At 74.3% G+C, this 22,365-nt stretch carries 22 protein-coding genes; 12 read left to right on the plus strand and 10 right to left on the minus strand.

What is annotated here, in order from left to right; all coding sequences use genetic code 11:
* Positions 1-70: 70 nt before the first annotated feature.
* The gene (locus AC069T_RS16650) at positions 71-1,606 is read left to right on the plus strand and encodes an SDR family oxidoreductase (RefSeq protein WP_478783432.1); all 1,536 of its coding nucleotides are present in this window, start codon (positions 71-73) and stop codon (positions 1,604-1,606) included.
* Between the two features lie 100 nt (positions 1,607-1,706).
* Positions 1,707-3,080 carry a cryptochrome/photolyase family protein gene (locus AC069T_RS16655; protein WP_478783433.1) on the plus strand — a complete coding sequence of 458 codons (1,374 nt, stop codon included), beginning with the start codon at positions 1,707-1,709 and terminating at the stop codon, positions 3,078-3,080.
* 24 nt (positions 3,081-3,104) lie between these two features.
* On the opposite strand, the gene AC069T_RS16660 is transcribed toward AC069T_RS16655, so the two are convergent.
* Positions 3,105-4,346 carry an NAD(P)/FAD-dependent oxidoreductase gene (locus tag AC069T_RS16660; RefSeq protein WP_478783434.1) on the minus strand — a complete coding sequence of 414 codons (1,242 nt, stop codon included), beginning with the start codon at positions 4,344-4,346 and terminating at the stop codon, positions 3,105-3,107.
* A 232-nt stretch (positions 4,347-4,578) separates the two neighbouring features.
* Positions 4,579-5,640, minus strand: coding sequence for a MerR family transcriptional regulator (locus AC069T_RS16665; RefSeq protein ID WP_478783435.1), 1,062 nt, complete (start codon positions 5,638-5,640; stop codon positions 4,579-4,581).
* Between the two features lie 109 nt (positions 5,641-5,749).
* Here AC069T_RS16665 and AC069T_RS16670 point away from each other — a divergent pair, with 109 nt between their 5' ends.
* From AC069T_RS16670 to AC069T_RS16685, 4 genes are all read left to right on the plus strand, one after another.
* Positions 5,750-6,358, plus strand: a complete 609-nt coding sequence (locus AC069T_RS16670; RefSeq protein WP_478783436.1) for a sigma-70 family RNA polymerase sigma factor — start codon at positions 5,750-5,752, stop codon at positions 6,356-6,358.
* Positions 6,359-6,532: 174 nt separating this feature from the next.
* Positions 6,533-7,117 (plus strand): sigma-70 family RNA polymerase sigma factor, encoded by a 585-nt coding sequence (locus AC069T_RS16675; protein WP_478783437.1) that lies wholly within the window; start codon positions 6,533-6,535, stop codon positions 7,115-7,117.
* On the plus strand, positions 7,114-7,869 hold the full coding sequence (locus AC069T_RS16680; protein WP_478783438.1) for an anti-sigma factor: 756 nt from the start codon (positions 7,114-7,116) through the stop codon (positions 7,867-7,869). The genes AC069T_RS16675 and AC069T_RS16680 overlap by 4 nt, the downstream gene beginning before the upstream one ends.
* Positions 7,870-8,174: 305 nt before the next feature.
* Positions 8,175-8,615, plus strand: a complete 441-nt coding sequence (locus AC069T_RS16685; protein WP_478783439.1) for an SPW repeat protein — start codon at positions 8,175-8,177, stop codon at positions 8,613-8,615.
* 390 nt (positions 8,616-9,005) lie between these two features.
* Here AC069T_RS16685 and AC069T_RS16690 read toward each other — a convergent pair whose 3' ends face one another.
* On the minus strand, positions 9,006-9,800 hold the full coding sequence (locus tag AC069T_RS16690; protein ID WP_478783440.1) for a GNAT family N-acetyltransferase: 795 nt from the start codon (positions 9,798-9,800) through the stop codon (positions 9,006-9,008).
* Between the two features lie 794 nt (positions 9,801-10,594).
* Between AC069T_RS16690 and AC069T_RS16695 the strand changes: the two genes are divergently transcribed.
* Positions 10,595-11,239, plus strand: coding sequence for an ATP-binding protein (locus AC069T_RS16695; RefSeq protein ID WP_478783441.1), 645 nt, complete (start codon positions 10,595-10,597; stop codon positions 11,237-11,239).
* Complete coding sequence (locus AC069T_RS16700) at positions 11,236-11,919, plus strand: response regulator (protein ID WP_478783442.1); 684 nt, start codon at positions 11,236-11,238, stop codon at positions 11,917-11,919. Before AC069T_RS16695 ends, AC069T_RS16700 begins: the two co-directional genes overlap by 4 nt.
* 53 nt (positions 11,920-11,972) lie before the next feature.
* Here the strand turns inward: AC069T_RS16700 and AC069T_RS16705 are convergent, their stop codons facing one another.
* Genes AC069T_RS16705 through AC069T_RS16730 form a run of 6 tightly spaced genes read right to left on the minus strand, consistent with a single transcriptional unit; the run spans position 11,973 to position 15,392 of the window.
* A complete protein-coding gene (locus AC069T_RS16705) occupies positions 11,973-12,416 on the minus strand; it encodes a MarR family winged helix-turn-helix transcriptional regulator (RefSeq protein ID WP_478783443.1) in 444 nt (147 codons plus the stop codon).
* Positions 12,417-12,473: 57 nt separating this feature from the next.
* A complete protein-coding gene (locus AC069T_RS16710; protein ID WP_478783444.1) occupies positions 12,474-13,397 on the minus strand; it encodes an alpha/beta hydrolase fold domain-containing protein in 924 nt (307 codons plus the stop codon).
* A 21-nt stretch (positions 13,398-13,418) separates the two neighbouring features.
* The gene (locus tag AC069T_RS16715; protein ID WP_478783445.1) at positions 13,419-14,390 is read right to left on the minus strand and encodes an amidohydrolase family protein; all 972 of its coding nucleotides are present in this window, start codon (positions 14,388-14,390) and stop codon (positions 13,419-13,421) included.
* Positions 14,387-14,683 (minus strand): DUF1427 family protein, encoded by a 297-nt coding sequence (locus AC069T_RS16720; RefSeq protein WP_478783446.1) that lies wholly within the window; start codon positions 14,681-14,683, stop codon positions 14,387-14,389. Before AC069T_RS16720 ends, AC069T_RS16715 begins: the two co-directional genes overlap by 4 nt.
* The gene (locus tag AC069T_RS16725) at positions 14,680-14,826 is read right to left on the minus strand and encodes a DUF1427 family protein (RefSeq protein ID WP_478783447.1); all 147 of its coding nucleotides are present in this window, start codon (positions 14,824-14,826) and stop codon (positions 14,680-14,682) included. The genes AC069T_RS16720 and AC069T_RS16725 overlap by 4 nt, the downstream gene beginning before the upstream one ends.
* 5 nt (positions 14,827-14,831) lie before the next feature.
* Positions 14,832-15,392 carry a quercetin 2,3-dioxygenase gene (locus AC069T_RS16730; protein WP_478783448.1) on the minus strand — a complete coding sequence of 187 codons (561 nt, stop codon included), beginning with the start codon at positions 15,390-15,392 and terminating at the stop codon, positions 14,832-14,834.
* Positions 15,393-15,601: 209 nt separating this feature from the next.
* Between AC069T_RS16730 and AC069T_RS16735 the strand changes: the two genes are divergently transcribed.
* Together AC069T_RS16735 and AC069T_RS16740 are read left to right on the plus strand one after the other, a co-directional pair.
* A complete protein-coding gene (locus tag AC069T_RS16735) occupies positions 15,602-16,348 on the plus strand; it encodes an MBL fold metallo-hydrolase (RefSeq protein WP_478783449.1) in 747 nt (248 codons plus the stop codon).
* Between the two features lie 868 nt (positions 16,349-17,216).
* Positions 17,217-18,194 carry a TauD/TfdA dioxygenase family protein gene (locus AC069T_RS16740; RefSeq protein ID WP_478783450.1) on the plus strand — a complete coding sequence of 326 codons (978 nt, stop codon included), beginning with the start codon at positions 17,217-17,219 and terminating at the stop codon, positions 18,192-18,194.
* A gap of 66 nt (positions 18,195-18,260) precedes the next feature.
* On the opposite strand, the gene AC069T_RS16745 is transcribed toward AC069T_RS16740, so the two are convergent.
* Complete coding sequence (locus AC069T_RS16745) at positions 18,261-19,118, minus strand: GNAT family N-acetyltransferase (RefSeq protein WP_478783463.1); 858 nt, start codon at positions 19,116-19,118, stop codon at positions 18,261-18,263.
* A 401-nt stretch (positions 19,119-19,519) separates the two neighbouring features.
* On the opposite strand from AC069T_RS16745, the gene AC069T_RS16750 reads away from it, so the two are divergent.
* Positions 19,520-21,094, plus strand: a complete 1,575-nt coding sequence (locus AC069T_RS16750; protein ID WP_478783451.1) for an alpha/beta hydrolase — start codon at positions 19,520-19,522, stop codon at positions 21,092-21,094.
* A 224-nt stretch (positions 21,095-21,318) separates the two neighbouring features.
* Positions 21,319-22,266, plus strand: coding sequence for a ScbA/BarX family gamma-butyrolactone biosynthesis protein (locus tag AC069T_RS16755; RefSeq protein ID WP_478783452.1), 948 nt, complete (start codon positions 21,319-21,321; stop codon positions 22,264-22,266).
* The last annotated feature ends 99 nt before the right edge of the window (positions 22,267-22,365 follow it).

Here is a 22,365-nt window from a genome sequence, read left to right on the forward strand (position 1 = left end):
AGCGCCGCTCCGCGTGGAAGAGATCGGGAAGGGGGCCGACGGAACGGACGACACGGTGAGCGGAGAAACGATGAGCGGTGACGAGACCGGCCCCGGTCTGAACTGTCTGGTGACCGGAGCCACCGGCTACATCGGCGGGCGGCTCGTCCCGGAGCTGCTGGCCGCGGGCCACCGGGTCCGCTGCCTGGCCCGCTCCCCCGCCAAACTGCGCGACTACCCCTGGGCCGGCGACGCGGAGGTGGTGCGCGGCGACGTCACGGACGCCGACTCGCTCGCCGGGGCGATGCGCGGCATGGACGTCGCCTACTACCTGGTCCACGCGCTGGGCACGGGCAAGGGCTTCGAGCAGACCGACCGCCTCGCGGCCCGGCTCTTCGGGGAGCAGGCCCGCGCCGCCGGCATCCGGCGCATCGTCTATCTGGGCGGTCTCGTCCCGGCCGGCGTGCCCGAGGAGGAACTGTCCCCGCACCTGAGGTCCCGCACCGAGGTCGGCCGCATCCTGCTCGCCTCGGGCGTGCCCACCACGGTGCTCCGCGCCGCCGTCATCATCGGCTCCGGCTCGGCGTCGTTCGAGATGCTGCGCTATCTCACCGAACGGCTGCCGGTCATGGTCACCCCCAGCTGGGTGCGCACCCGGATCCAGCCGATAGGAGTGGGGGACGTGCTGCGCACGCTCGTCGGCAGCGCGCGGATGCCCGCCGACGTCAGCCGGGCCTTCGACCTGGGCGGCCCGGACGTGCTGACGTACCTGGAGATGATGCGCCGCTACGCCGTGATCGCCGGCCTGCCGCGCCGCCTGATCGTGCCCGTGCCCGTCCTGACCCCCCGGCTCTCCAGTCACTGGGTCGGACTCGTCACACCGGTGCCGCGGTCGATCGCCCGCCCGCTCACCGAGTCGCTGCGCCACGAGGTGGTGTGTCACGAACACGACATCGCCCGGTACGTCGCCAACCCGCCGGGACGGCCGATCGGCTTCGACGAGGCGGTGTCCCTGGCCCTGAAGCGGGTGCGGGACGCCCAGGTGACGACGCGGTGGTCGTCGGCGTCCGTGCCCGGCGCCCCCAGCGACCCGCTGCCCACCGACCCGGACTGGGCGGGCGGCAGTCTCTACACGGACCGGCGTGAACTGACCGTGGCCACCTCCCCCGCGGCACTGTGGCGGGTCATCGAGGGCATCGGCGGCGACAACGGCTGGTACTCCTTCCCGCTGGCCTGGGCGGTCCGCGGCTGGCTGGACCGGCTGGTGGGCGGGGTCGGACTGCGCCGGGGACGCCGCGACGCCGCGCGGCTGCGGGTCGGTGACTCGCTGGACTTCTGGCGGGTCGAGGAGATCGAGCCCGGTCGTCTGCTGCGCCTGCGGGCCGAGATGCGGCTGCCGGGACTGGCCTGGCTCGAGATGTACGCCGACGTGGACGACGACGGACGGACCCGCTACCGGCAGCGCGCCCTGTTCCACCCGCACGGGTTCCTCGGCCACGCCTACTGGTGGAGCGTCTCGCCCTTCCACGCCGTCGTCTTCGGCGGCATGGCCCGCAACATCGCCAAGGCCGCGGCCAGGGAGGCGCCCGCCCAGGCGCGCGAACCCTCGGCCTCCCCCGCCCCGTGACGGGCCCCCGCCGTCACCCCCGCGCCCGCATCCGCCGGGACCGCCGCGCCCGAATCAGCTGGTCACCCCCTCTCCCCGCCGCCCGCACCGGAGCCGCACCATGAACGTCTCGGTCGTCCTGTTCACCTCCGACCTGCGCCTGCACGACCATCCGCCGCTGCGGGCGGCGCTCGACGGCACGGCTGAGATCGTGCCGCTCTTCGTGCGCGACGCGGGCATCGACGCCGCCGGATTCGCCGCGCCGAACCGGCTGGCGTTCCTCGCCGACTGCCTGACGGATCTCGACGCCGGACTGCGCGAGCGCGGCGGCCGGCTCGTCATGCGCTCGGGCGACGTTGTCGGCCAGGTGTGCAAGGTGGTCGCCGAGGCGGAGGCCGACGAGGTCCACATGGCGGCCGGGGTCAGCGCCTACGCCCACCGCAGGGAGGAGCGGCTGCGGACCGCCCTGGAGGCGGAGGGCTGCCGCCTCCACGTGCACGACACCGTGATCACCGCGGTGGCGCCGGGCGCCGTCACCCCGCTCTCCGCCGACCACTTCTCCGTCTTCACCCCCTACTTCCGGCGGTGGTCCGGGCAGCACCTGCGGGAGGTGCTCGGCCCGCCCCGGCAGATCCGGGTGCCGGACGGCGTCCGCTCCGAGCCCCTGCCCGCGCGCGGCGCCACCCGGGGGATCTCCGAGGGCCTGGCTCCGGGCGGCGAGACGGAGGCCAGGAAGCGGCTGGCGGCCTGGCTGAGCGACGGGCTCGCCACGTACGAGGACCGCCACGACGACCTGGCCGGCGACGCCACGTCGCGGCTCTCGCCCCACCTGCACTTCGGCACGCTCTCCCCCGTCGAGCTGGTCCACCGCACCCGCCGGGCGGGCGGCCCCGGCTCCGAGGCGTTCGTACGGCAGCTCGCCTGGCGGGACTTCCACCACCAGGTGCTGGCCGCCCGGCCGGACGCGTCCACAGCCGACTACCGCACCCGGCACGACCAGTGGCGGTCCGCGACATCGGCGCACGAGGACGTGACCGCCTGGAAGGAGGGGCGCACCGGCTACCCCGTGGTCGACGCGGCGATGCGCCAGCTGCGGCACGAGGGCTGGATGCACAACCGCGGCCGCCTGCTGACCGCGAGTTTCCTGACCAAGACCCTGTACGTGGACTGGCGGGTCGGGGCCCGGCACTTCCTGGATCTCCTGGTGGACGGCGACCTCGTCAACAACCAGCTCAACTGGCAGTGGGTGGCGGGCACCGGCACGGACACCCGCCCCAACCGGGTCCTCAACCCGGTGATCCAGGCCAAGCGCTACGACCCGGACGGGGCGTACGTCCGGCGCTGGGTGCCCGAACTCGCGGGACTGGACACCTCCGCCGTGCACGAGCCGTGGAAGCTCCGGGGTCCCGAACGTGCGGCTCTCGACTATCCCGGCCCCGTCGTCGAGCTGGCCGAGGGGCTCGCCCGGTTCAAGCGGGCGCGGGGCCGGGAGTGAGCAGGGCCTGCCCGGGTGACGGAGCTACCGTCCGAGGTCGCGCAGCACCTCACGCGCGGCCCTGGCCCCCGAGGCCAGCGCCCCCTGGACGGAGCCGGTGGCCCGGTGGTCGCCGCACACGTACCGTCCGGGAGCCACGAGGGCCCGGCGGCTGAGCGGCTGCGGGGGCGGCATCGCGGGCAGCGCGTCGGGCACGGTACGGACCGTCAGGAGCTGCCAGCCGCCCGTCTCCGTCCCGTAGGCCTCCGCCAGGGCCTCGCGTACGCCCGTCTCCCGTCCTTCGCCGTTCTCGCCGAGGACGGAGGTGGCCACCAGGGAGGAGCCCGGCGGCGCGTGGCCCGGGACCACCTCGCTGAGCACGCACGTGTTGAGGAACCGGCGCCGGGTGTCGGTGAGCAGCGTCGGCTCGGCGAGCGGTGCGTGCTCGGCCGCGTGGTAGTACGTCGTGACGGTCCGGTACGGAGGCACCCTCAGCTCGGGCAGCAGCCCTACGGCCGGGCCCGGGCCGGTGGCGACCACCACGGCCCGCGCGGCGAGTTCGCCGCCCGCGCTCAGCTCGACTCCGTCGTCGGTGAGACGGTCCACGGGGGTCTCCAGGCGGACCGTGCCGGAGGGCAGCGCGTCCGCGAGCTGCGCGGGTACGGCGCCGATGCCCTCGGCGGGCAGGCAGAGGGTGCCGCGCAGCATGCTGCGCCAGACGAGGTGGAAGACGCGGCTGGAGGTCTCGAGTTCGTCTTCCAGGAAGACGCCGGACAGGAAGGGGCGGAAGAAGCGCTCCACGAAGTCCTCGGAGAACCCGGCGGCGGCCAGCGCGGTCCGGGTGGTGCGGTCCTCCCCGCGCTTGAGAAGCCGCACGGGCGCCAGCATGTCCCGGGCCGACAGCGCGCCCAGTGCGAGCAGGTCGCGGGTCCCGGCGAGCCGGCCGGGCAGCAGATCCTTCGCCCGGCGCGGGGTACGGCTCGGGTCGCTGAAGCGGAGGTCGCCCTCCTCGGTGTGGATCAGGACGCCCGGGGTGAAGGGCCGCAGGCGCAGGTCGCGCAGCAACAGCCGCCGCCGGGCCTGGGGGTAGGAGGTGTTGAAGACCTGGAAGCCGCGGTCGACGACGAAACCGTCGACGCGGTCGGTGCGCATGCGTCCGCCGACCGCGTCGGACGCCTCCAGGACCCGGACGTCCAGGCCCGCGTCGGCGAGGTCCCGCGCGCAGGCGAGGCCGGCGAGGCCCGCCCCGACCACCAGCACGTCCGCCGCTCCGCGGGTTCCGGTCATGACTACCACCTTCGCATTGTGGCGGGTGCTCCGGCGGAGCGCCCGGCGGGCGTCCGGTACGCGCTCGACGCCCGGCGGGCGTCCGTACGCCGTCGACGCCCGGCGGGCGTCCGCCGACGCGGTGCTCGATCGCGTACGTCCCGTCCGTTCTTCCCGCTGCCCCGGTTGTGCGGATGCATGAATGCCGGAGTGTTCCCGGCCGGGGCAGCGGGGAACGGCCATCGCGGAACGGTCAGGAACGCACCTCGGGGGCGCCGGTCTCGTACGTGCCGGCCAGCGCGGCGAGCGCGTCCCGCAGGCCCGGCGGCCGCAGCATTCCCTGCGCCCGCTGGCCGGCCCAGCCCGGGCCCCCGAGCAGGACGGCGGGCCGTCGGCGCGCCCCCGTGACACCCCACCGGGTGGCCGCGACGTGCCGCGCGAGCGGAAGGCTCGCCGTGGAACGCGCCTGCGACCAGAGGACGACGGCCGAGGGGCCGAGCCGCCGTACGACCGCGGTCAGGGCCTCGACGGGGACGGCCGAGCCGAACATCCGCGTCGGCAGACCGGCTTCGGCGAGCCCGGCGTTGAGTGCCTCCAGGGGCAGGGTGTGCTGTTCGCCGGGGACGCAGGCAAGGACCACGGGTCCCGTTCCGGTGTCCGCCTCTCCGTGGCCGGCCGGCCAGGTCGCACGGCGCAGGGCCGTGGAGATGTGCCAGGACAGCAGGTGCTCCACCTCGACGTACCGGTCCCCGGACGACTCCCACTTGCGCCCGACGGCGTGCAGGGTCGGGACCATCACGTCCTCCCAGGCGGCGACCACGCCGTGCAGTTCCACCAGGGAGGCCAGCTGCCGTTCGAGGGCGGGCGCGTCGAGCCGGACGGCGGCGCGGGCGAGGCCGCGGCACTCCTGGCGGGCGTCCCCGAGGGGCAGCGCGCCGGGCGCCCGCGAGCGACCGCGCGGTCCCGGCCCGGGCGACGGTGGGCCGGAGGCCGGCGGGACGGCGCCGGAGGCCTCTTTCGCGGCGCGGGCCGCTTCGGCGGGGGGCACGCCGGACGACGTCAGGCGGCACATCGTCTCCAGCATCGCCACGTCCTGGGGCGTCCAGCGGCGGTGCCGTCCGTCGGCGCGGACCGCGGGGCCAAGGCCGTACCGCCGGTCCCAGGAGCGCAGTGTCGTGGGCGACACCCCGAGCCGACGCGCCAGGGCTCCCGTGGTGACGCCCGTCTCCAGGACGGGATGCCCGGGGCCGGCTTCCGGGGCCGACCGTTCCCGGCTCGGGTTCGGGACCGCCCGCGCCGGGCCGTTCTCGCTCATGCCGCGACTATACGACGCAGAAACGATGCGACTTGTGGGCGGCTTGGCGCGCTCCTGAGCATGGGGTCACCGGAAAGCGGATCGAGCCCCACCGTGAGGAGTCGAGGTCATGACCGCACTGACGTTGCCCCCGGGTGCCCCCGCGGCGGAGGCACCCGCCGACGCGGACCTGGTCGACGCGGACCTGGTCGAGGGCTTCGTGGCGGGCGACGAGGCATCCCTGACGGGCGCCTACCGGCGCTGGGGAGCGCTGGTGCACACCCTGGCCTGGCGTTCCCTGGGCGACACACGGGAGGCCGAGGACGTCACGCAGCAGGTGTTCCTTGCCGCCTGGCGGGGCCGCGACGGCTATCGCCCCGAGCGCGGTGTCTTCGCCGGCTGGCTCGTGGGCATCACCCGGCGCAAGGTCGCGGACGCCCTGTCCGCGCGGACCCGGCGCGGCGACCTGGTCACCGCGGCCGGCTCCGCCCTCGTGGTCGCCGACCACTCGGCGCAGCACCCGGAGTCGGCGCTCGACAGGGTCCTGGTGCGGCACGAGCTGGCGCGACTGCCCGCACCTCAGCGCCGGGTCCTCCACCTCGCGTTCTACGAGGACCTGACCCAGACGCAGATCGCGCAACGCACCGGGTGGCCGCTGGGCACGGTCAAGAGCCACTCCCGTCGGGGACTGCTCCAGCTGCGCCGCTGCCTCCAGCAGGAGGTGACGGCCCGGCGGTGACGGGCCGGTGAGGAGGAGTGACCAGCACTCGATGCACATTCGTTGCAACAGCCGACCCTTGCCGGGTGCCGTCGTGTCCACCCGGGACTTTCGGTTCTGCGGCCTGGGACCAATCCGCCGCGGCACCGGCTCCGGATCACTTCCGTACCTGTCGCACGTCCTGGAGGACCTTTCGTGAAAGAAGCCGTGGAGATCGGGAGAAGCCCGTACGCGGAACCGAGTCTGCAGGACCTGATGGGAGAGGTCGCCCGTGGTGACCAGGAGGCCTTCGCGTCCCTCTACGACGCCGTGGCGAGCCCGGTGCTCGGGATCGTGCGCAGGGTGCTGCGCGACCAGGCGCAGTCCGAGGAGGTCACACAGGAGGTGCTGGTCGAGGTGTGGCGGACGGCCGCCCGGTACCGGCCCGAGCGCGGCTCGGTGCTGAACTGGGTGCTCACCCTCGCCCACCAGCGTGCCGTGGACCGGGTGCGGTCGGTCGAGGCCGCCGCCGCGCGTGACCACAAGGCGGCTCTCCTGGACCGCACGCCCGAGTTCGACGAGGTGACCGAGCAGGTGGAGGCCCGTCTGGAACGCGAACAGGTCCGACGCTGTCTGCGCACGCTGACGGAACTGCAGCGCCAGTCCGTGACGCTGGCGTACTACCGGGGGCTGACCTACCGCGAGGTGGCGGAGTTGCTGGCCCTGCCGCTCGGCACGGTCAAGACGAGGCTGCGCGACGGTCTCATCCGGCTCCGCGACTGTCTGGGGGTGACGGCGTGACCGCCGTCGACCTGCACACACTGACCGGGGCCTACGCGCTGCACGCCCTCTCCGACGACGAACGCGGCGCGTTCGAACGGCATGCCGCGGACTGCGAGGCCTGCACGGACGAGGTCCGTGAGCTGTCCGAGACAGCGGCGCGGCTCGGTCTCGCGGTCTCCGCGCGTCCGCGCCCCGAGCTCAGGGGCCAGGTCCTGCAGCACATCACCACGGTTCGTCAGGAAGCACCCCGTACCGCACCACCGCGGAGACCCGGCCTGCGGTCCGCGGCGCGGGCGACCACTCTGTCCCGCTGGGCCCTCGCGGCATGTCTCGCCGCCGCGGCCGCTCTCGGCGGTACGACGGCCTGGCAGCACGAGCGCGCCCAGGACGCCAGGGAACAGGCGCGGCAGACCGAGCGGCGGACGGACGCGGTCACCTCGGTGCTGGCCGCCCCCGACGCGAAGACCCGCACCGCCGCGCTCGGGGACGGTGCCAGGGGCACGGTCGTCGTCTCGCGGAGCCGCGACGCGGCCGTGTTCATCGCCTCCGGGATGGCGAGACCGCCCGGCGGCAAGGTCTACCAGCTGTGGTTCGACGACGGCGGGACGATGCGCTCGGCCGGGCTGATGGATCCCGGAGGGAGCACGGAGGCGGTCCTCATGGCCGGTTCCGTCGACGGGGCGTCCGGCATGGGCATCACCGTCGAACCGGCCGGCGGATCCGCCAAGCCGACCTCGCGCCCGGTGGCCCTGCTGGAGCTTCCCGCCTGAGACCCGACCGCCCGGCCCGTCAGCGGCGGCTCCGGGCCGGGCGGTCCTCCGAAGCGGGGGGGGGGGGGGGGGGCCCCCCCCCCCCCCCCCCCCCCCCCCCCCCCCCCCCCCCCCCCCCCCCCCCCGCTGCCACACCCCGGCCGGCCCTGCCCCCCGCACCGCACGCTGATTCCCGAGGACCCCATCTCTGCACACGAGGATCTCTACACATAAGGAACAAATAAGAGCAAACTGGACTCCATGTGGCGCTTGCCGCACACACTCCGGGAGGCGGTCGGGCCACAAGAGAACGAAGGAGACGAGTCATGGCCAACGTCTCGCACACCCGAGGTGACATCACCAGCCACCCCGATGCCCCGGAGATGCGGGCCCGCTACGACCGCATGATGGGCGGTCGCGATGTGGCGCTCGTGGACGGACCGATGTTCCTGCTCGGTCTGTACTGCGCCGCCTCCCCGTGGATCCTTCACTACACGTCGAGCCAGCCGTCTCTCGTGGTGCACAACCTGATCATGGGCATCGCGATCGGCGTGCTGGCTCTCGGCTTCACCAACTCGCCGGAGCGGATGTACGGCCTGAGCGGAGCCCTGTGCGCGCTGGGCACGTGGATGATCATCTCGCCGTGGATCGTCGGCTCGAGCCCGGACACCGGAGTCGTGCTCAACAGCATCATCATCGGAGCGCTGGCGGTGGTGCTGGGCATGGTCTGCATCGTCACGGCGACGAGGAGCACCTCACGGGCGTGACAGCGGACGAGGAGCACGCCTCGGGCGGAACGCACCGAGGACGGCCGGTCCGGCCCCGTCGGACCGGCCCCGTCGGACCGGCCCCGTCGGACCGGCCCCGTCGGACCGGCCCCGTCGGTCCGGCCCCGTCGGTCCGGCCCGTGCGGTGCAGCCGGGCCGGCGCCGTGCGGTGTGTCCGCGTGGCGGGTGCGCACGGCAGGATCAACCCCGTCGCGGTGGCGGTGGCGGGACGGTGACACCGCAGCGCCTCGTCGCAAGGGCGGGCCGAGACCCGGACATCGCCGGGGCGAGGCCGGAAGACAGCCACCGCCGTGCCCCGCCACCGGGACGGGGCCGGGACCCCGCCGCCCACGGGCCTCGTCGCCGGGGGCTTGTCCGCGGCAGGCAGGTCTACGCCGACGCGCCCCCGCCGGGCGCATACACGTACGGCGTCGTCGTGGTCAGCGGTACGAAGCCGAGGCGGGCGAGGATCGGGCGGCTCTGGCTGGAGGCGTCCACCTGCACGTAGCGGTAGCCGCGGTCGGCGGCGACCCGGGCACGGTGGGCGACGAGGGCGCGGTAGATGCCCCGGCCCCGCCAGCCCTCGACGGTCCCGCCGCCCCAGAGCCCCGCGAATCTGGCCCCGGGCACGAGTTCCATCCGGGCCGCGCTCACCGGCAGATCACCGGCGAGGGCCACCACGGCGACGACGTTGTCCGCGTCACCGGTGAGCTGGGCGAGCAGCTGGTGGCGCAGGCGTGAGCTGTCCGTGCCGAAGGCCTGCCGGTGGACGTCCGCCACGAGGTCGACCCCGGCGCTGTCGGTGACGGGCAGCAGCCGGACACCGTCCGGCGGCTCGGCGTCGAGGGCCAGGTCGCCCAGCTCGGCGACCATCAGCGTCTCCTCCGGCTCGGGAGCGAACCCGGCCGCCCGGAGCCGCTGTCCGAGGTCGTCCGGCCCGTCGTGGCCGTACAGCTTCCATTCGAACCCACGCCCCAGACCGGCGAAGTACCGGATCTGCCCGGCTATCGCCGCATCGGCACCCGCCTCGTCCAGATCCGACCAGACCACTCCGCTCCAGCCCTGGTCGGCACCGACCTGACGCACCACCTTGCCGACGCGCTCCACCCGGGCTCCGGGGCCGTCGGGCCGTGCGCCCTCCCGCATGTCCCGGTCGAACAGGGCCAGTACCCCTACGTGATCCATGAGCTCACTCCAGCATCCGCCGGGAGTCCCTGCAATGGGATTACGCGGCCGTTTTCCGGCGGGCCGGAATCCGGCCGCGTCCTGACCGTCCGGCGCCGGCACCCCGGCGGCCCCCTCGGCGGAGGCGGTACTCGCGGTCCGGCTGCCGGGACAGACACCCGGCAGTGACCAGACAAGGATGCCCCGCCCGTCGGCCCGGACGGCCTGGCCGATGCCGACGCGTCCGGCGCCGGTGACCACCTGCCGGGACTCGGCGGCGGCCAGGGCCCCGTCGATGGAGATGGGGGCGGGCGCGGTCCGAAGCCGGGTGCCGGGGACGGCGGCGAGCCGCGTGGCGAGTTCCCGCTACGCCTCGGTCGACAAACGGGCAGCCGCCACCGGCCCGGCCGAGCCCCCCGCCCGAACGGGAAGGGCGCGCGGCCAACATCCCCGACACCCGTTCACCCCGACCGGAAAGGAACACCCGGCCGACCGCCCGGTCAGGCATCGCGCCCCGGCCAGAACGGACGCCCGGTCACCCGCGTCGGCCGGACATCCGCCCCCGGCCGCGGCGCCTGCCCTCACCCGTGCTGCGCGCGGCGGGACGGCGCCGCCGCCTTCCTGGCGGGTACTTGACCGAATCCGGTCATCGCCCGTGGCAGGCGAAGGGCGACCCTTCCGGTTCCCGCCCGGCTGCCGCCCCGTCGGACGTGCGCCCCGGCCCGCCCGCGACACCGCCCGACACGGGCGGCCCTCGGCGGCTGTTCGGAGCCGGTGTCGTCCACCATGGACTCAGTCCCAGACCGGAGAACCCGATGGCCACCACCCTGGACCGGTACACGAACACCCGCCCGCGCACCGCCGGCAGGGCGACAGCCCTGCTGCTGTTCGCCTGCTTTCTCGTCGGGAGTCTGATCACCACGCCCGGCTCCCGCCACCCGGACGGACTCCGGCCCGCCTCGCTCCCGACGGCGGTCTCCTGCGCCGCCCTGCCGTGGCAGCGCAGCCACCCCCGCGTCACCGTGGCGGTGACAGCGTGCTGCACCACGGCCGCCGGCGCCCTGGGCCACCTGCTCACCCCGCTGATCCTGGGGCCGGCCACGGCCGCCCTCTACTGGATGGCGGCCGGCACCGCCCGCAGAACCACTCGCGGCTACGCGCTCGGCACCCTCGCCCTGCTCGTGGCCGCCGCGGTGACGGCGCGGGTACGGCTCGGCTACGCCGACGACCGGCTGACCATCACGGTCACCGACGACGGCACGGCCCCGGCGGTCCCCGTCCCGCCCGCGCCGGGCCACGGCCTCGGCGTCATCGGCATGCGCGAACGCGCGCAGTCCGTCGGTGGCGCCCTCGGCGCCGGCCACCGCCCCGGCGGCGGTTTCGAAGTCACCACCCGCCTACCGCTGCACCCCCACCCGCACCCGCACCCCACGGAACCGGAAGAAGAGCGAACCCGATGACCATCCGCGTCCTGCTCGCCGACGACCAGGCCCTGCTCCGGGCCACCTTCCGCATCCTGATCGAGTCCTGCCCCGACATGGACGTGGTCGCCGAGGCCACCGACGGCAGGGAGGCGGTCGATCTCGCCCGCGCCCACCACCCCGACGTCGTCCTCATGGACATCCGCATGCCCGGCACCGACGGGCTGACGGCCACCACCGCCATCTGCGCCGACCCGGAGCTGGCGACGACCCGCGTTCTCATCCTGACCACCTTCGAAATCGACGAGTACGTCGCCCAGGCGCTGCGGGCCGGCGCCAGCGGTTTCCTCGGCAAGGACGTGGGCGCCGACGCGCTGCTGAGCGCCCTGCGCACCGTGGCCGCGGGTGACGCCCTGCTCTCGCCGCTGGCCACCCGTGCCCTCATCACCCGTTACCTCGCCGCGCCGGTGCCCGGGAGCCCGCTCGCGCCTCCCGAGGCCCTTGCCGCGCTCACGGCCCGCGAGCGGGAGGTGATGGCGCTGGCCGCCGAGGGGCTCTCCAACGCCGAGATCGCCGATCAGCTCGTCGTCAGCCCGCTGACCGTACGCACCCACGTCCATCGCGCGATGACCAAGCTGAACGCCCGTGACCGCGCCCAACTGGTCGTCATGGCCTACCAGTCCGGCCTCGTGCAGCCCGCGCCGCCGGCCGCGTACTGAAGGCCGCCCGCGGCACGGCCGGTGCCCGCCTGCCCGGGGCGTGCGCTGTCGGGTCAGGGTGCCGGGACGAGAGGCGGCCGGCCCCAGTCGGCGGTCAGGGCCTGCCGGAGCGCGTCCGCGCCGGTCCTGCCGATGCGGTCGGCGAGGACCGACTCGATGACGCCGATGGCGGCCTGGGCCCGCTCGTGGACGCGCTGCCCCTCGGCGGTGGTGCGGATCAGCCGCCGGCGCGCCGAGCCGGGGTCGGGGACCTGCTGGAGGAGGCCCATGGCGATCAGGCCGTGGACCGCCTGGTGGACGGTCTGGCGGGTGACGCCGATGCGGCGGGCGAGCTCGGAGACCGTGGTCCCCTCCGCGTCGAGCATCGCGAAGACGGAGGCCTGCGCCGTGCTCACCGGCTGCTCTCCCGCGCTCTCCATGCTCGCCATCAGGGCGTCGTCGAACCAGCGCTTGGCTTCGGTGAGCAGTTGGGGAAGGTTGGCCGCGCGGTGGCTCATGGCTCCTCAGGGGGTCGGTGGACGAGAGAATTATCCACTCGACGGTCCAGGGGGCGGTCAGCCGGTGTGCTCCGTGTGCCGGGCGACGAAGTCGAGCGTCGTGGTGAAGCACTGTTCCACGGCGTCCGGCGACAGGCCGACCCACAGGTGGTCGCCGCCCTCGACCGGCCGGAAGTCGGCCTGGACGCCGGCCTCCCGGAGGGCCGCGACGAGGCGCTCGCTCTGGGCGAAGGGGACGATCGTGTCCGCGGTGCCGTGCAGGACGAGGAACGGCGGCGCGCCCGCCGTCACCCGCCCGGCAGGGCTCGCGGCACGGGCGCCCGCGGGGTCGTCGGCGAGGGCCGAGCCGATCAGCAGCGCCTCGAACGTGGTGGGATCGGCCGCGGCGTAACGGCCGGCGGGGTGGTCCTCGGCGAGGCGGGTGAGGTCGGAGGGTGCGTACCAGACGGCGCATCCGCGCAGGGTGGCGGTGCCGGGGTGTCCTTCGGCGGTGAGGGCGGCGAGGGCGGCGAGGTGACCGCCGGCTGACTCGCCCCACACGACGGTGCGGCCGGTGTCCAGGCCGAGTTCGCCGGACCTGACGTGCAGCCACCGCAGGGCCGAGGCGATGTCGTCGAGCTGCGCGGGGTGGACGGCTTCGCCGCTCAGCCGGTAGTCGGGGCAGGCGACGGCGTATCCGGCGCGGACCAGGCGGGCGAACGGGCCGGGAGCCCAGTCCCGGAAGCGGGGCCCGAGGTCGTCGCGCAGACCCGTGCGCCAGGCGCCCCCGTGCACGAAGACGACCACCGGCACGGGCCCGGACGCCTCTTCGGGGAGCCAGAGGTCCAGCTCCAGCGGCCGGGTGCCCTCCCGGACGGTGTGGACGGCGCCGCGCAGCAGCCGTACTCCGGGCTCGGGGTGTGCGGCGGGCGGCAGGGGCAGCCGGGCCGGGTCCGGCGGCGCGAGCAGTTCGAGGGGGAAGGACGGTCCTGGTACGGCCATGGAGGTCTCCGGTCGGTCGGTTCAGCGGGCGAGACGCGGGAGCAGGGTGCGGGCGTTGGCCGTGGTCAGGGACCGCCAGGTGGCACCGTCCACGGGGGCGGGTTCGGTGTCGAAGGACGCGGCGTGCGCCTGGACCGCGGCGGCCGGGGTCCAGCAGTAGTCGCTGCCGTAGAGCAGCCGTTCGGGGCGGGCGAGGCTCAGCAGCGCCGGAACCTGGCGGGGGAACGCCGGTCCCGCCAGGTCGTAGTAGAGCCCGCGCAGTTGGGCGACGGCGTCCGGGGCGGCGGTGCCGGCCGGCATGAACAGTTTCATGAAGCCGCCGATGCGGTCGGCCAGCACGGGCAGCGCGCCTCCGCAGTGCGGGACGACGACCTTCAGGTCCGGGCAGCGCTCCAGCGTGCCGGCGAAGAGCAGGTCGGTGACGGCGCGCGCGGTGTCGAAGACGAACTCGACCATGGGGCGCGGCCGGCCGAGCGCGGACTGCTCCCAGCACACCGGCGAGGTGGGGTGCACGAAGACGACGGCTCCGCGGCGGTTCAGCTCGGCGAAGACCGGTTCGAGGCGCTCGTCGCCGAGGTAGACGCCGTGGGTGTTGGTCTCCAGGACGACGCCGTCCGCTCCCAGTGTGTCGAAGGCGTACGCGATCTCCGCGAGGGCCCCGTCGATGTCGGGCAGCGGCAGTGAGGCGAACAGCCCGAAGCGGCGGGGGTGTTCGCGCACGATCCGCGCGCCGTCCTCGTTGACCTCGCGGGCCAGTTCGCGGGCGGCCACCGGGTCGCCGAAGAAGACTCCCGGTGAGGACACGGAGAGGACCGCCGTGTCGATGCCGCTGCGGTCCATCAGCTCCAGGTGGGCTGCGGCCGACCAGCGGGGCCAGGCCGGCACCCCGTCGGGCCGTTCGTGTCCGGCCGCCCTGGCCTGCCGGATGTAGGAGTCGGTGACGAAATGCGCGTGGACGTCGACGAGTCCGGGCGTGTGGGCCGGTGCGCTCATGAGGGGGTGTCCTCGCCTGGTGCGGAAGGTGGACGGGAGGGGGCTGCGGGGGCTGCGGGGGCTGTCTGCGGTGCGGCGGACCGGCGTGCGCGGCGGGAGCGGACCGCGGAGGCCGCGCGTTCCCCGACGACGATGCCGGCCAGGCCGGTCAGTCCGAGGAGGGGAGGCGCGGGCGAGGTGACGTCCAGCGCCCAGTAGACGGCGCCCATCAGCAGGCCGGCGGCGAAGGAGAGGCCTGCCGCCCGCAGGAACGTGGCGGTGGGGGCCGCCCGGGAATCCGACGGGGCGCTCACAGGGCCTCCAGGATCGCCTGGCCGAGCAGCATGCCGAGCAGTCCGAACAGGGCGACCGGCGGCGGTGCGGGTGACTTCACCCGCACCACCACGTAGAGCACGCCCACCAGGACGCCCGCGAACAGCGCCTTGAGGTAGGGCACGGCGGTCAGCTTCCGGTGCGCCACTCGTGGCCGGGCAGGAAGCGCACGTCGTTCTCCTTGGGCACGGTCGCGAACTTCGCCGGCTCGGGCACGAACGGCTGTGCGGGCAGGGTGAGTTCGTCGGTCGGGGTGCCCAGCCGCTCGAAGAACCGCTCGAAGGTGCCGCCCGGTCCCGCGGCCACGCCGACGATCTGCGTGTGGTGCCGCTCCATGCGGTAGGCGTGCGGGCAGTTCTTCGGTACGAAGCCGAAGTCGCCGGAGGTGAGGAGCTTCTCGTACTGCTCCCCCGCCAGGTCCTCCACGAACAGGCGCACCGCGCCCTGCGTGACGTAGAAGACCTCGTGGGTGTCGGCGTGGGAGTGGGCGGGGATGATGTCGCCTTTGGGCCCCTCGCAGGTGAAGAAGTTGAAGGTGTTCTCGGTCTGCTCGCCGCCCGCGTAGATCGTGACGAGGTCGCCGAAGAGGTGCGCCCGGTCGCCCAGGCCCTTCTCGATGAAGTACGGCTTGCCCGGCTCGGGCGGGATGAGGGAGCGGGTCCGGTACTGGGTGGCGTACTCGATGGTCATGCGAAACCTCCGGCCTCTCACTGGATGAATGTCAGGTTACCTGACATCGGCCGTGCTGTCCCGCCCCGGGCGCGGCCGGTCGATGCGGAGGAGGGGCGCGGTCGGTCGATGCCGGGCGGGGGTGCGGCCGTGGCGGCGCCGCGTGCCGCGATAGCTTCGCCCTGACACGGTCCGGGCCGGCCGTGCGAGACCCCGACCGCGGGAGAGTCATGCGCGAGGACGCGATCGTCCAGGTGGCAGCCGGAGTTCATCTGGTGCACGGCAGCGACACGAACTGGGTCGTCCTGTCCGACGGCGACGCGGTCGCCCTGGTCGACACGGGCTACCCCGGTGACCGCGAGCAGGTCCTCGCCTCGCTGCGGGCGCTCGGCCACCCGCCGGAGGCGCTGACCGCCGTACTGATCACCCACGCGCACAACGACCACCTCGGCTCCGCCGAGTACCTCAGCCGTGCCTTCGGCGTCCCCGTCCATCTGCACGAGGCCGAAATGCCGCACGCGCGGCGCGAGTTCCTGCACCAGGTGTCCGTCGGGCAGGTCATGCGCCGGGCGTGGCGCCCTGGGGTGCTGCCCTGGGCGGTACGGGCGCTGCGCGCGGGCGGCACCGCGGACGTCCGCATGACGGAGCCCCGGCCGTTCCCCGCGCCGGGCGCGCTCGACCTGCCCGGGCGGCCCGTCCCGGTCCACACGCCCGGGCACACGGCCGGTCACTGCGTCTTCCATCTCCCCGAAGCGGGCGTCGTCATCTCCGGTGACGCGCTGGTCAGCGGGCACCCCACGTCCCGCGTCCGCGGCCCGCAACTGCTGCCCGCGATGTTCGACGCCGAGCGCGAGCGGAGCCTCGCGGCGCTGCACCACATCGAGGGCCTCGCGGCGGACGTCCTGCTCCCCGGGCACGGGCTCGTGCACCGCGGTCCTGTGCGGGCTGCCGCGGAACGGGCGCGGGAGCTCGGCTGAGCCGCGTCCGGCCGCGCGTCACGGGCCCGTACGGCCCGGAACGCACCGCCGACGTGGACACCGCCGCGCCACCAACCCCCACCGCCCGGAACGCGCCGTCGGCGTAGACACCCCCACGCCACCGACCCCCACCGCCCAGAGCACACCGCCACCGTGGACACCCCCACGCCACCACCCCCCCCACCGCCCAGAGCACACCGCCGACGTGGACACCCCCACGCCACCGACCCCCACCGCCCAGAGCACACCGCCACCGTGGACACCCCCACGCCACCAATCTCCACCGCCCAGAGCGCACCGCCACCGTGGACACCCCCGCGCCACCAATCTCCACCGCCCGGAGCGCGCCGTCGGCGTGGACACCCCCACGCCACCAACCCCCACCGCCCAGAGCACACCGCCGACGTGGACACCCCCACGCCACCGACCCCCACCGCCCGGAGCACGCCGTCGGCGTGGACACCCCCGCCCGCGGCCCCGCGGGCCGTGCTCGCGCCTGTCACGGCAGCGTGGTCGTACACCCCGATCATCGGCACCATCACCTCGTCGGCCCGGCCTCCGCCCGCAACGTTGCGGCGGGATGAACATCGCACGGCGCCGCCGAGCCTCGCCCCGCCGCCCGGCGCCTCCCTCGCCCCACCCGCGTACCGTCTGCGAACCCGCAGGTCAGCGGGTACGCGTCGACATCGAACCGGGCTTTCCGCGACGCCGATCACGCCCCTGGCCCGCGGCGGCGGGCGGGCGGACCGTCCTTGACGGGCGTTCGCGGGAATTGCGAGGCTCCTCGCCACCCCACCCCACCCCACCTCCCCGCCCCGCGTCCTCCCCGCGCCCCATGCGCCTCCCCGCACCCGAAGGGAACCCAGCGATGACCTCCGCACCCGCTGTCGCCGTCTCGCCCGGCCGGCGGCTCACCGTCCAGCGGCTCGGTGGCCGGCTCGGCGCCGTGATCTCCGGGATCCGCCTCGGCGGCGACCTCGCACCCGACACCGTGGCCGCCCTACGCGCCGCGCTGCTCCGGCACAAGGTGGTCTTCCTCCGCGGCCAGGACCACCTCGACGAGGCGAGCCACGAGGCTTTCGGACGGCTGCTAGGGGACCCGGTCGCCCACCCCACCGTGCCGTCCGCGGACGGGCGGTACGCGCTGGGCATCGACTCCGACCACGGCGGCCGTGCCAACCAGTGGCACACCGACGTGACGTTCGTGCCCGCGTACCCCGCGTTCTCGATCCTGCGCGCGGTCGTCGTCCCGCCCTACGGCGGCGACACGCTGTGGGCCAACACCGCGACGGCGTACGAGAACCTGCCCGAGCCGCTGCGCGCCCTCGCCGACTCCCTGCGCGCGCTGCACACCAACGACTACGACTACGCGGCGCTGCGTCCCGATGCCGTGCCGGAGCAACTGGAGCACTACCAGAAGGTGTTCACCTCGACGAGGTTCCGCACCGAGCACCCGGTGGTGCGCGTCCACCCGGAGACGGGTGAACGCACGCTGCTGCTCGGCAGCTTCGTGCAGCGCGTCGTCGGCCTGCCCGCCGCCGACTCTCGGACGCTCCTCCAGCTGTTCCAGTCGCACATCGAGCGCCCGGAGAACACCGTGCGCTGGCGGTGGCAGCCCGGCGACGTCGCCATCTGGGACAACCGGGCGACCCAGCACTACGGCGTGGACGACTCCGACGACCACGAGCGGCGGCTGCGCCGCGTCACCGTGAACGGCGACGTACCGGTCGGCGTGGACGGCCGCCCCTCCGTGCCGGTGGAGCGCGAGGCGGCGGCCGCCCCCGCGTCCCTCCCCTCGTCCGGCACCTCGGCCGGCACCTCGACCGGCACCTCGGCCGCAGCCTGAGCACGGTCCGCGGATGCCCGGGCGGCGGTCCTTCCGGACATCCGCGGGCCACCGACGAGACACGCCTCAGCCGAGTTCCAGCGTCGTGACGCCGAAGACGCGCTCCGCGGCGAAGGGCCGCACCGGACCGGTGTACATGCGGGCCGTCTCGAAGGAGGGGGCGAGACCCAGTTCCTCGGCCAGGGCGACGGCGGGCGCGTTGTTCTCGGGGACGTCCAGCGCCACCTCACTGCCTGCGATCCCGGCGGTCAGTCCGGCGAACAGCGCCCGGGCGTCCTCGGCGGTGTCGCCGAACAACGGGCCGACGCGCCAGGCGTCCCGGCCCGGACGGATCACCCCGTAGCCGGTGAGCCGCCCGCCGGTGACGCGGGCCAGGGCACGGTGCCCGTCCTCGGCGAGCCAGCGCTCCACGAAGCGCGGCCGGTCCGCGGGGAAGCAGGCGCTGTCGTACGCGGTGACGGCGCCGAGGTCCTCGACGGGACGCACAGGACGCACACCCTGCGGAACCGCCGTCACCGGCGCGACACCGCTGTGGCGGACGGTGCGGTGAGCGGGGTGGAACCCGGACCTGCGGTAGTTGTCCTGCTGCGCCACCACCCCGTCCAGGCCGACGGTCCGGGTGCCGGCGTGGGCCAGCGCCGTCTTCCAGGTGGTGATCCCGTGACCGCGGCCGCGCAGGTCGGGGCGTACCAGGTAGAAGCCGAGGAAGGCGTAGTCGGCGCCGTAGTTGACGACCGAGACGGCCGAGACCGGCTCCCCGTCGATCCTCCCGACGAAGAAGCCGTCGGGGTCCTGGGCGAAGAAGCTCGGGGCGTCCGAGAGTCCCGGATTCCATCCCTCGGCCGCCGCCCATCCGGTGATCACCGTCCAGTCGTCCTGCGAGGCCTGACTGACGACGAGGTCGTGGGAGACCGGAGAGGTCATCGGTGCGCTCCACTTCGTGGGGATCGTGTGGTGTGCGGTGGTCGGCCGCACCGCAGCATCCTCGCCGATCTCGGCGGTACGGACCATGCCGGGCCGGATCCCCGGGGTCGTCAATCAGCCATCAGGCGCACCGTGTTGACCGAGCGGGGCACCGCGGGGCGCTCGCCCGCGCTGCGCCGTACACGGCCCCGCGCCCGCATCGCCGTCCCCCGGCCGGAGCGGACCGGACGCCGTCCGGAATCGCCTTGCGCGCCGCCGCGGCGCGCAAGGGTAAGGCACACCGGCCCGTGCCGCTCGCCGGGAGGCGTGGCCGCGGGGGCCCGCCTATCGTGATCGAGGGGTGCCCCGGCACGCGGTGCACGGGGCCCCCGGTCCGCAGCCGGGCGTCCCAGGAGGCTTGCATGCTGTCCGTGCACCAACGACGCGTCCTGGCCGGAGCCGCGACAGCGACACTGGCCCTGCTGGCGGCGGAGCTGCCGTCCGCGGCGACGGCCGCCGACGGCCCCGACCTCTCGCGCTTCTACGACCAGAAGATCAAGTGGACCGCCTGCGCGGACGAGGAAGCACCCGAGGACCTCCAGTGCGGGAAGGTCACCGTCCCGCTGGACTACGCGCGCCCCGGCGCGGGAACCCTCGAACTGGCGGTGGCCCGCTACCGGGCGACCGGCCCGTCGCGCGGTTCGGTCCTGCTGAACTTCGGCGGTCCCGGCGGGTCGGGGGTCAGCGAGCTCGCCACCGGTGGCAAGGACTTCATGGGTCTCACGAACGGCTACGACGTGGTGACCTTCGACCCCCGCGGCGTCGGCCGGTCCTCGCCCGTCAGTTGCGGCGAGGGCGCGGCCGAGGCCGAGGCGGACAGCACGCGGGAGACCGATCCCCGCAGGACGCTGGAGGATCTGCGGAAGACGGCGGACGAGTGCGTGAAGCACTCCGGGCCCGTACTGGCGCACATAGGCACGGTGAACGCCTCGCGCGACCTGGACGTCATGCGGGACGCGCTGGGCGACGACAAGCTCAACTACCTCGGTTTCTCGTACGGGACGCGGCTGGGCGCGGTGTACTCGGCGCAGTTCCCGAAGAAGGTCGGCCGGATGGTGCTCGACGGGGTGGACACGCTCACCGAGCCCCTGGCCGAGCAGGGCGTGGTGGGGGCGGAGGGGCAGCAGACCGCCCTGGAGGACTTCCTCGGCTGGTGCACCGCGCACATGACCTGCCCCTTCGGAGAGGACGCGCGTTCAGCGCGGGAGGACGTCGTCGCGCTCGTCGAGTCGCTGGACCAGGACCCGGTGCCGACAGACTTCGGGCAGGCCTTCTCCGGACAGGACCTGGTCGGGGCGATCAGTCAGGCGCTGTACAGCAGGCAGCTGTGGCCGACCCTCGAACACGCCCTGTCCTCTCTCGTGCAGGACGGTGACAGCCAGGGGCTCATGCAGCTGTCGGGCGGCGCCGCCCTGCCGGACACCCGCCGGGAGGACCGCGCGGCGGCCGCTGGCCACGACGGGGGTCTCGTCGACCCGATGGAGGTCCCCTTCGACAACCTTCCGGCGGCGCTCGTCGCGATCAACTGCGCGGACGACCCGGACCGGCCGACCGCCGAGGAGGTCACCAGGGACATGGGCAGACTCCGCGCCGAGTACGAGAGGGCGTCTGCGGTCTTCGGCCGTTACCGGCTGACCCAGGTGCTGATGTGCTACGGCCGTCCCCGGGGCACCGACTTCATCCGTGACGAGGTCCGTGCCGTCGGCGCCGCGAAGATGCTGCTCGTCGGCACCCGGGGCGACCCGGCGACCCCGTACCGCTGGACCCAGGAGACCGCCGAGCGGCTCGGGTCCTCGGCCGTCGTCCTCGACAACAAGGGCGAGGGGCACACGGGGTACGCGTCCTCGAAGTGCGTGCACCAGAAGGTCGACGACTTCCTGCTGTACGGCTCCCTGCCGGACGACGGCAGCTCCTGCGGGTCCGACGCGCACGACTGAACGTACGTGCACGCGGCGCGTGAACGCCCCGGGGAAGCCGTGTCGAGCGTGTCCCCTGTGCGGCCGGGCGAGCCCGCGTGACGTAGGGATGACCGGCACATGAGACCGGGCTGCCAGCGTGAACACCCCAATGCGCTCACAGAGAAAAGGGGAATCGGGTGTCCGTTCTGACGGAAACACACGCCGCGCGATCCGCTCCGGCCGACCTCACCTACGAACACACGGTGAGCAGGAGCCTGGTGCACCGCCGGGCCCTGTCCGAGGTGTTCCTGACCGACAGCAGGACCACCGACGGGACGCACTTCGTCGCGGCCGCCCAACTGCCTCCGTCACACGCCTACTTCACGGACCACACGACCGCGGCGGTGGTCGACCCGCTGCTGCTCCTCGAATGCTGCCGGCAGGCCGAGACGCACGCGGTGCACGCCCACTTCGGTGCGCCGAGGAACACCAAGTTCGTCCTCAAGTCCTGGACCCTGGACCTGCCCGAGCCGACGGACCTGCCCTCCGGTCACGGCCCCACGCCCCTCGTGCTCTCCGTCGGCACGCAGGACGCGCAGTGGAGCGGCGGCGCCCTGCGGGCGCTCACCTACCGCATGCGGATCGAGGTGGACTCCTTGCAGGTGGGCGAGGCCCGGATGCAGGTGCAGTACGTGCCCGACGCCGTGTACGGCACACTGCGCCGCCGCGGCCGGAGCGGCCCGGTGCCCACGTCGGACGATTTCCGTGAGGCGGCGGCCGGTGAGCCGGTGGCACCGGCGCGGGTGGGCCGGACCCGGCCCGAGAACGTGATCCTGCTCGACGCGCGCACCGAGCCCGACGCCGTACGCGCTCGGCTGCGCATAGCCGGTGACCACCCGAGCCTTTTCGACCACGCCCAGGACCACGTCCCCGGCATGGTCCTCATGGAGGCCGGCCGCCAGGCCTTCCTGCTCGCCGCCGAGGAGTTCACGGGCGATCCGGCGTCCACCTGGTGCCTCGTCGGCCTCGAGGCGTCCTTCGGCGCCTACGCGGAACTCGACGCACCGCTGACGGTCGTGGGACACCGGCCCACCACCGTCGCGCGTGCCGGGGGCCGCCCGGCCCTCGGAGTACGTGTGACGTTCGAGCAGGCCGGGCGTCCCGTTGCGGAGGCCACGTTCACCGGCGTGAGCACGCGCGGGGGGCAGTAGCCGCCGCGGGGGGGGGGGGGGGGGGGGGGGGGGGGGGGGGGGGGGGGGGGGGGGGGGGGGGGGGGGGGGGGGGGGGGGGGGGGGGGGGGGGGGGGGGGG

Source organism: Streptomyces sp. NPDC043867, from assembly GCF_056435845.1.

What these genes read in the sequence shown, in the direction of transcription:
- AC069T_RS16650 (WP_478783432.1), top strand. Translation starts at nt 71, where the DNA reads ATGAGCGGTGACGAGACCGGCCCCGGTCTGAACTGTCTGGTGACCGGA.
- AC069T_RS16655 (WP_478783433.1), top strand. Translation starts at nt 1,707, where the DNA reads ATGAACGTCTCGGTCGTCCTGTTCACCTCCGACCTGCGCCTGCACGAC.
- AC069T_RS16660 (WP_478783434.1), bottom strand. Translation starts at nt 4,346, where the DNA reads ATGACCGGAACCCGCGGAGCGGCGGACGTGCTGGTGGTCGGGGCGGGC.
- AC069T_RS16665 (WP_478783435.1), bottom strand. Translation starts at nt 5,640, where the DNA reads ATGAGCGAGAACGGCCCGGCGCGGGCGGTCCCGAACCCGAGCCGGGAA.
- AC069T_RS16670 (WP_478783436.1), top strand. Translation starts at nt 5,750, where the DNA reads ATGACCGCACTGACGTTGCCCCCGGGTGCCCCCGCGGCGGAGGCACCC.
- AC069T_RS16685 (WP_478783439.1), top strand. Translation starts at nt 8,175, where the DNA reads ATGGCCAACGTCTCGCACACCCGAGGTGACATCACCAGCCACCCCGAT.
- AC069T_RS16690 (WP_478783440.1), bottom strand. Translation starts at nt 9,800, where the DNA reads ATGGATCACGTAGGGGTACTGGCCCTGTTCGACCGGGACATGCGGGAG.
- AC069T_RS16695 (WP_478783441.1), top strand. Translation starts at nt 10,595, where the DNA reads ATGGCCACCACCCTGGACCGGTACACGAACACCCGCCCGCGCACCGCC.
- AC069T_RS16700 (WP_478783442.1), top strand. Translation starts at nt 11,236, where the DNA reads ATGACCATCCGCGTCCTGCTCGCCGACGACCAGGCCCTGCTCCGGGCC.
- AC069T_RS16705 (WP_478783443.1), bottom strand. Translation starts at nt 12,416, where the DNA reads ATGAGCCACCGCGCGGCCAACCTTCCCCAACTGCTCACCGAAGCCAAG.
- AC069T_RS16710 (WP_478783444.1), bottom strand. Translation starts at nt 13,397, where the DNA reads ATGGCCGTACCAGGACCGTCCTTCCCCCTCGAACTGCTCGCGCCGCCG.
- AC069T_RS16715 (WP_478783445.1), bottom strand. Translation starts at nt 14,390, where the DNA reads ATGAGCGCACCGGCCCACACGCCCGGACTCGTCGACGTCCACGCGCAT.
- AC069T_RS16730 (WP_478783448.1), bottom strand. Translation starts at nt 15,392, where the DNA reads ATGACCATCGAGTACGCCACCCAGTACCGGACCCGCTCCCTCATCCCG.
- AC069T_RS16735 (WP_478783449.1), top strand. Translation starts at nt 15,602, where the DNA reads ATGCGCGAGGACGCGATCGTCCAGGTGGCAGCCGGAGTTCATCTGGTG.
- AC069T_RS16740 (WP_478783450.1), top strand. Translation starts at nt 17,217, where the DNA reads ATGACCTCCGCACCCGCTGTCGCCGTCTCGCCCGGCCGGCGGCTCACC.
- AC069T_RS16745 (WP_478783463.1), bottom strand. Translation starts at nt 19,118, where the DNA reads ATGACCTCTCCGGTCTCCCACGACCTCGTCGTCAGTCAGGCCTCGCAG.
- AC069T_RS16750 (WP_478783451.1), top strand. Translation starts at nt 19,520, where the DNA reads ATGCTGTCCGTGCACCAACGACGCGTCCTGGCCGGAGCCGCGACAGCG.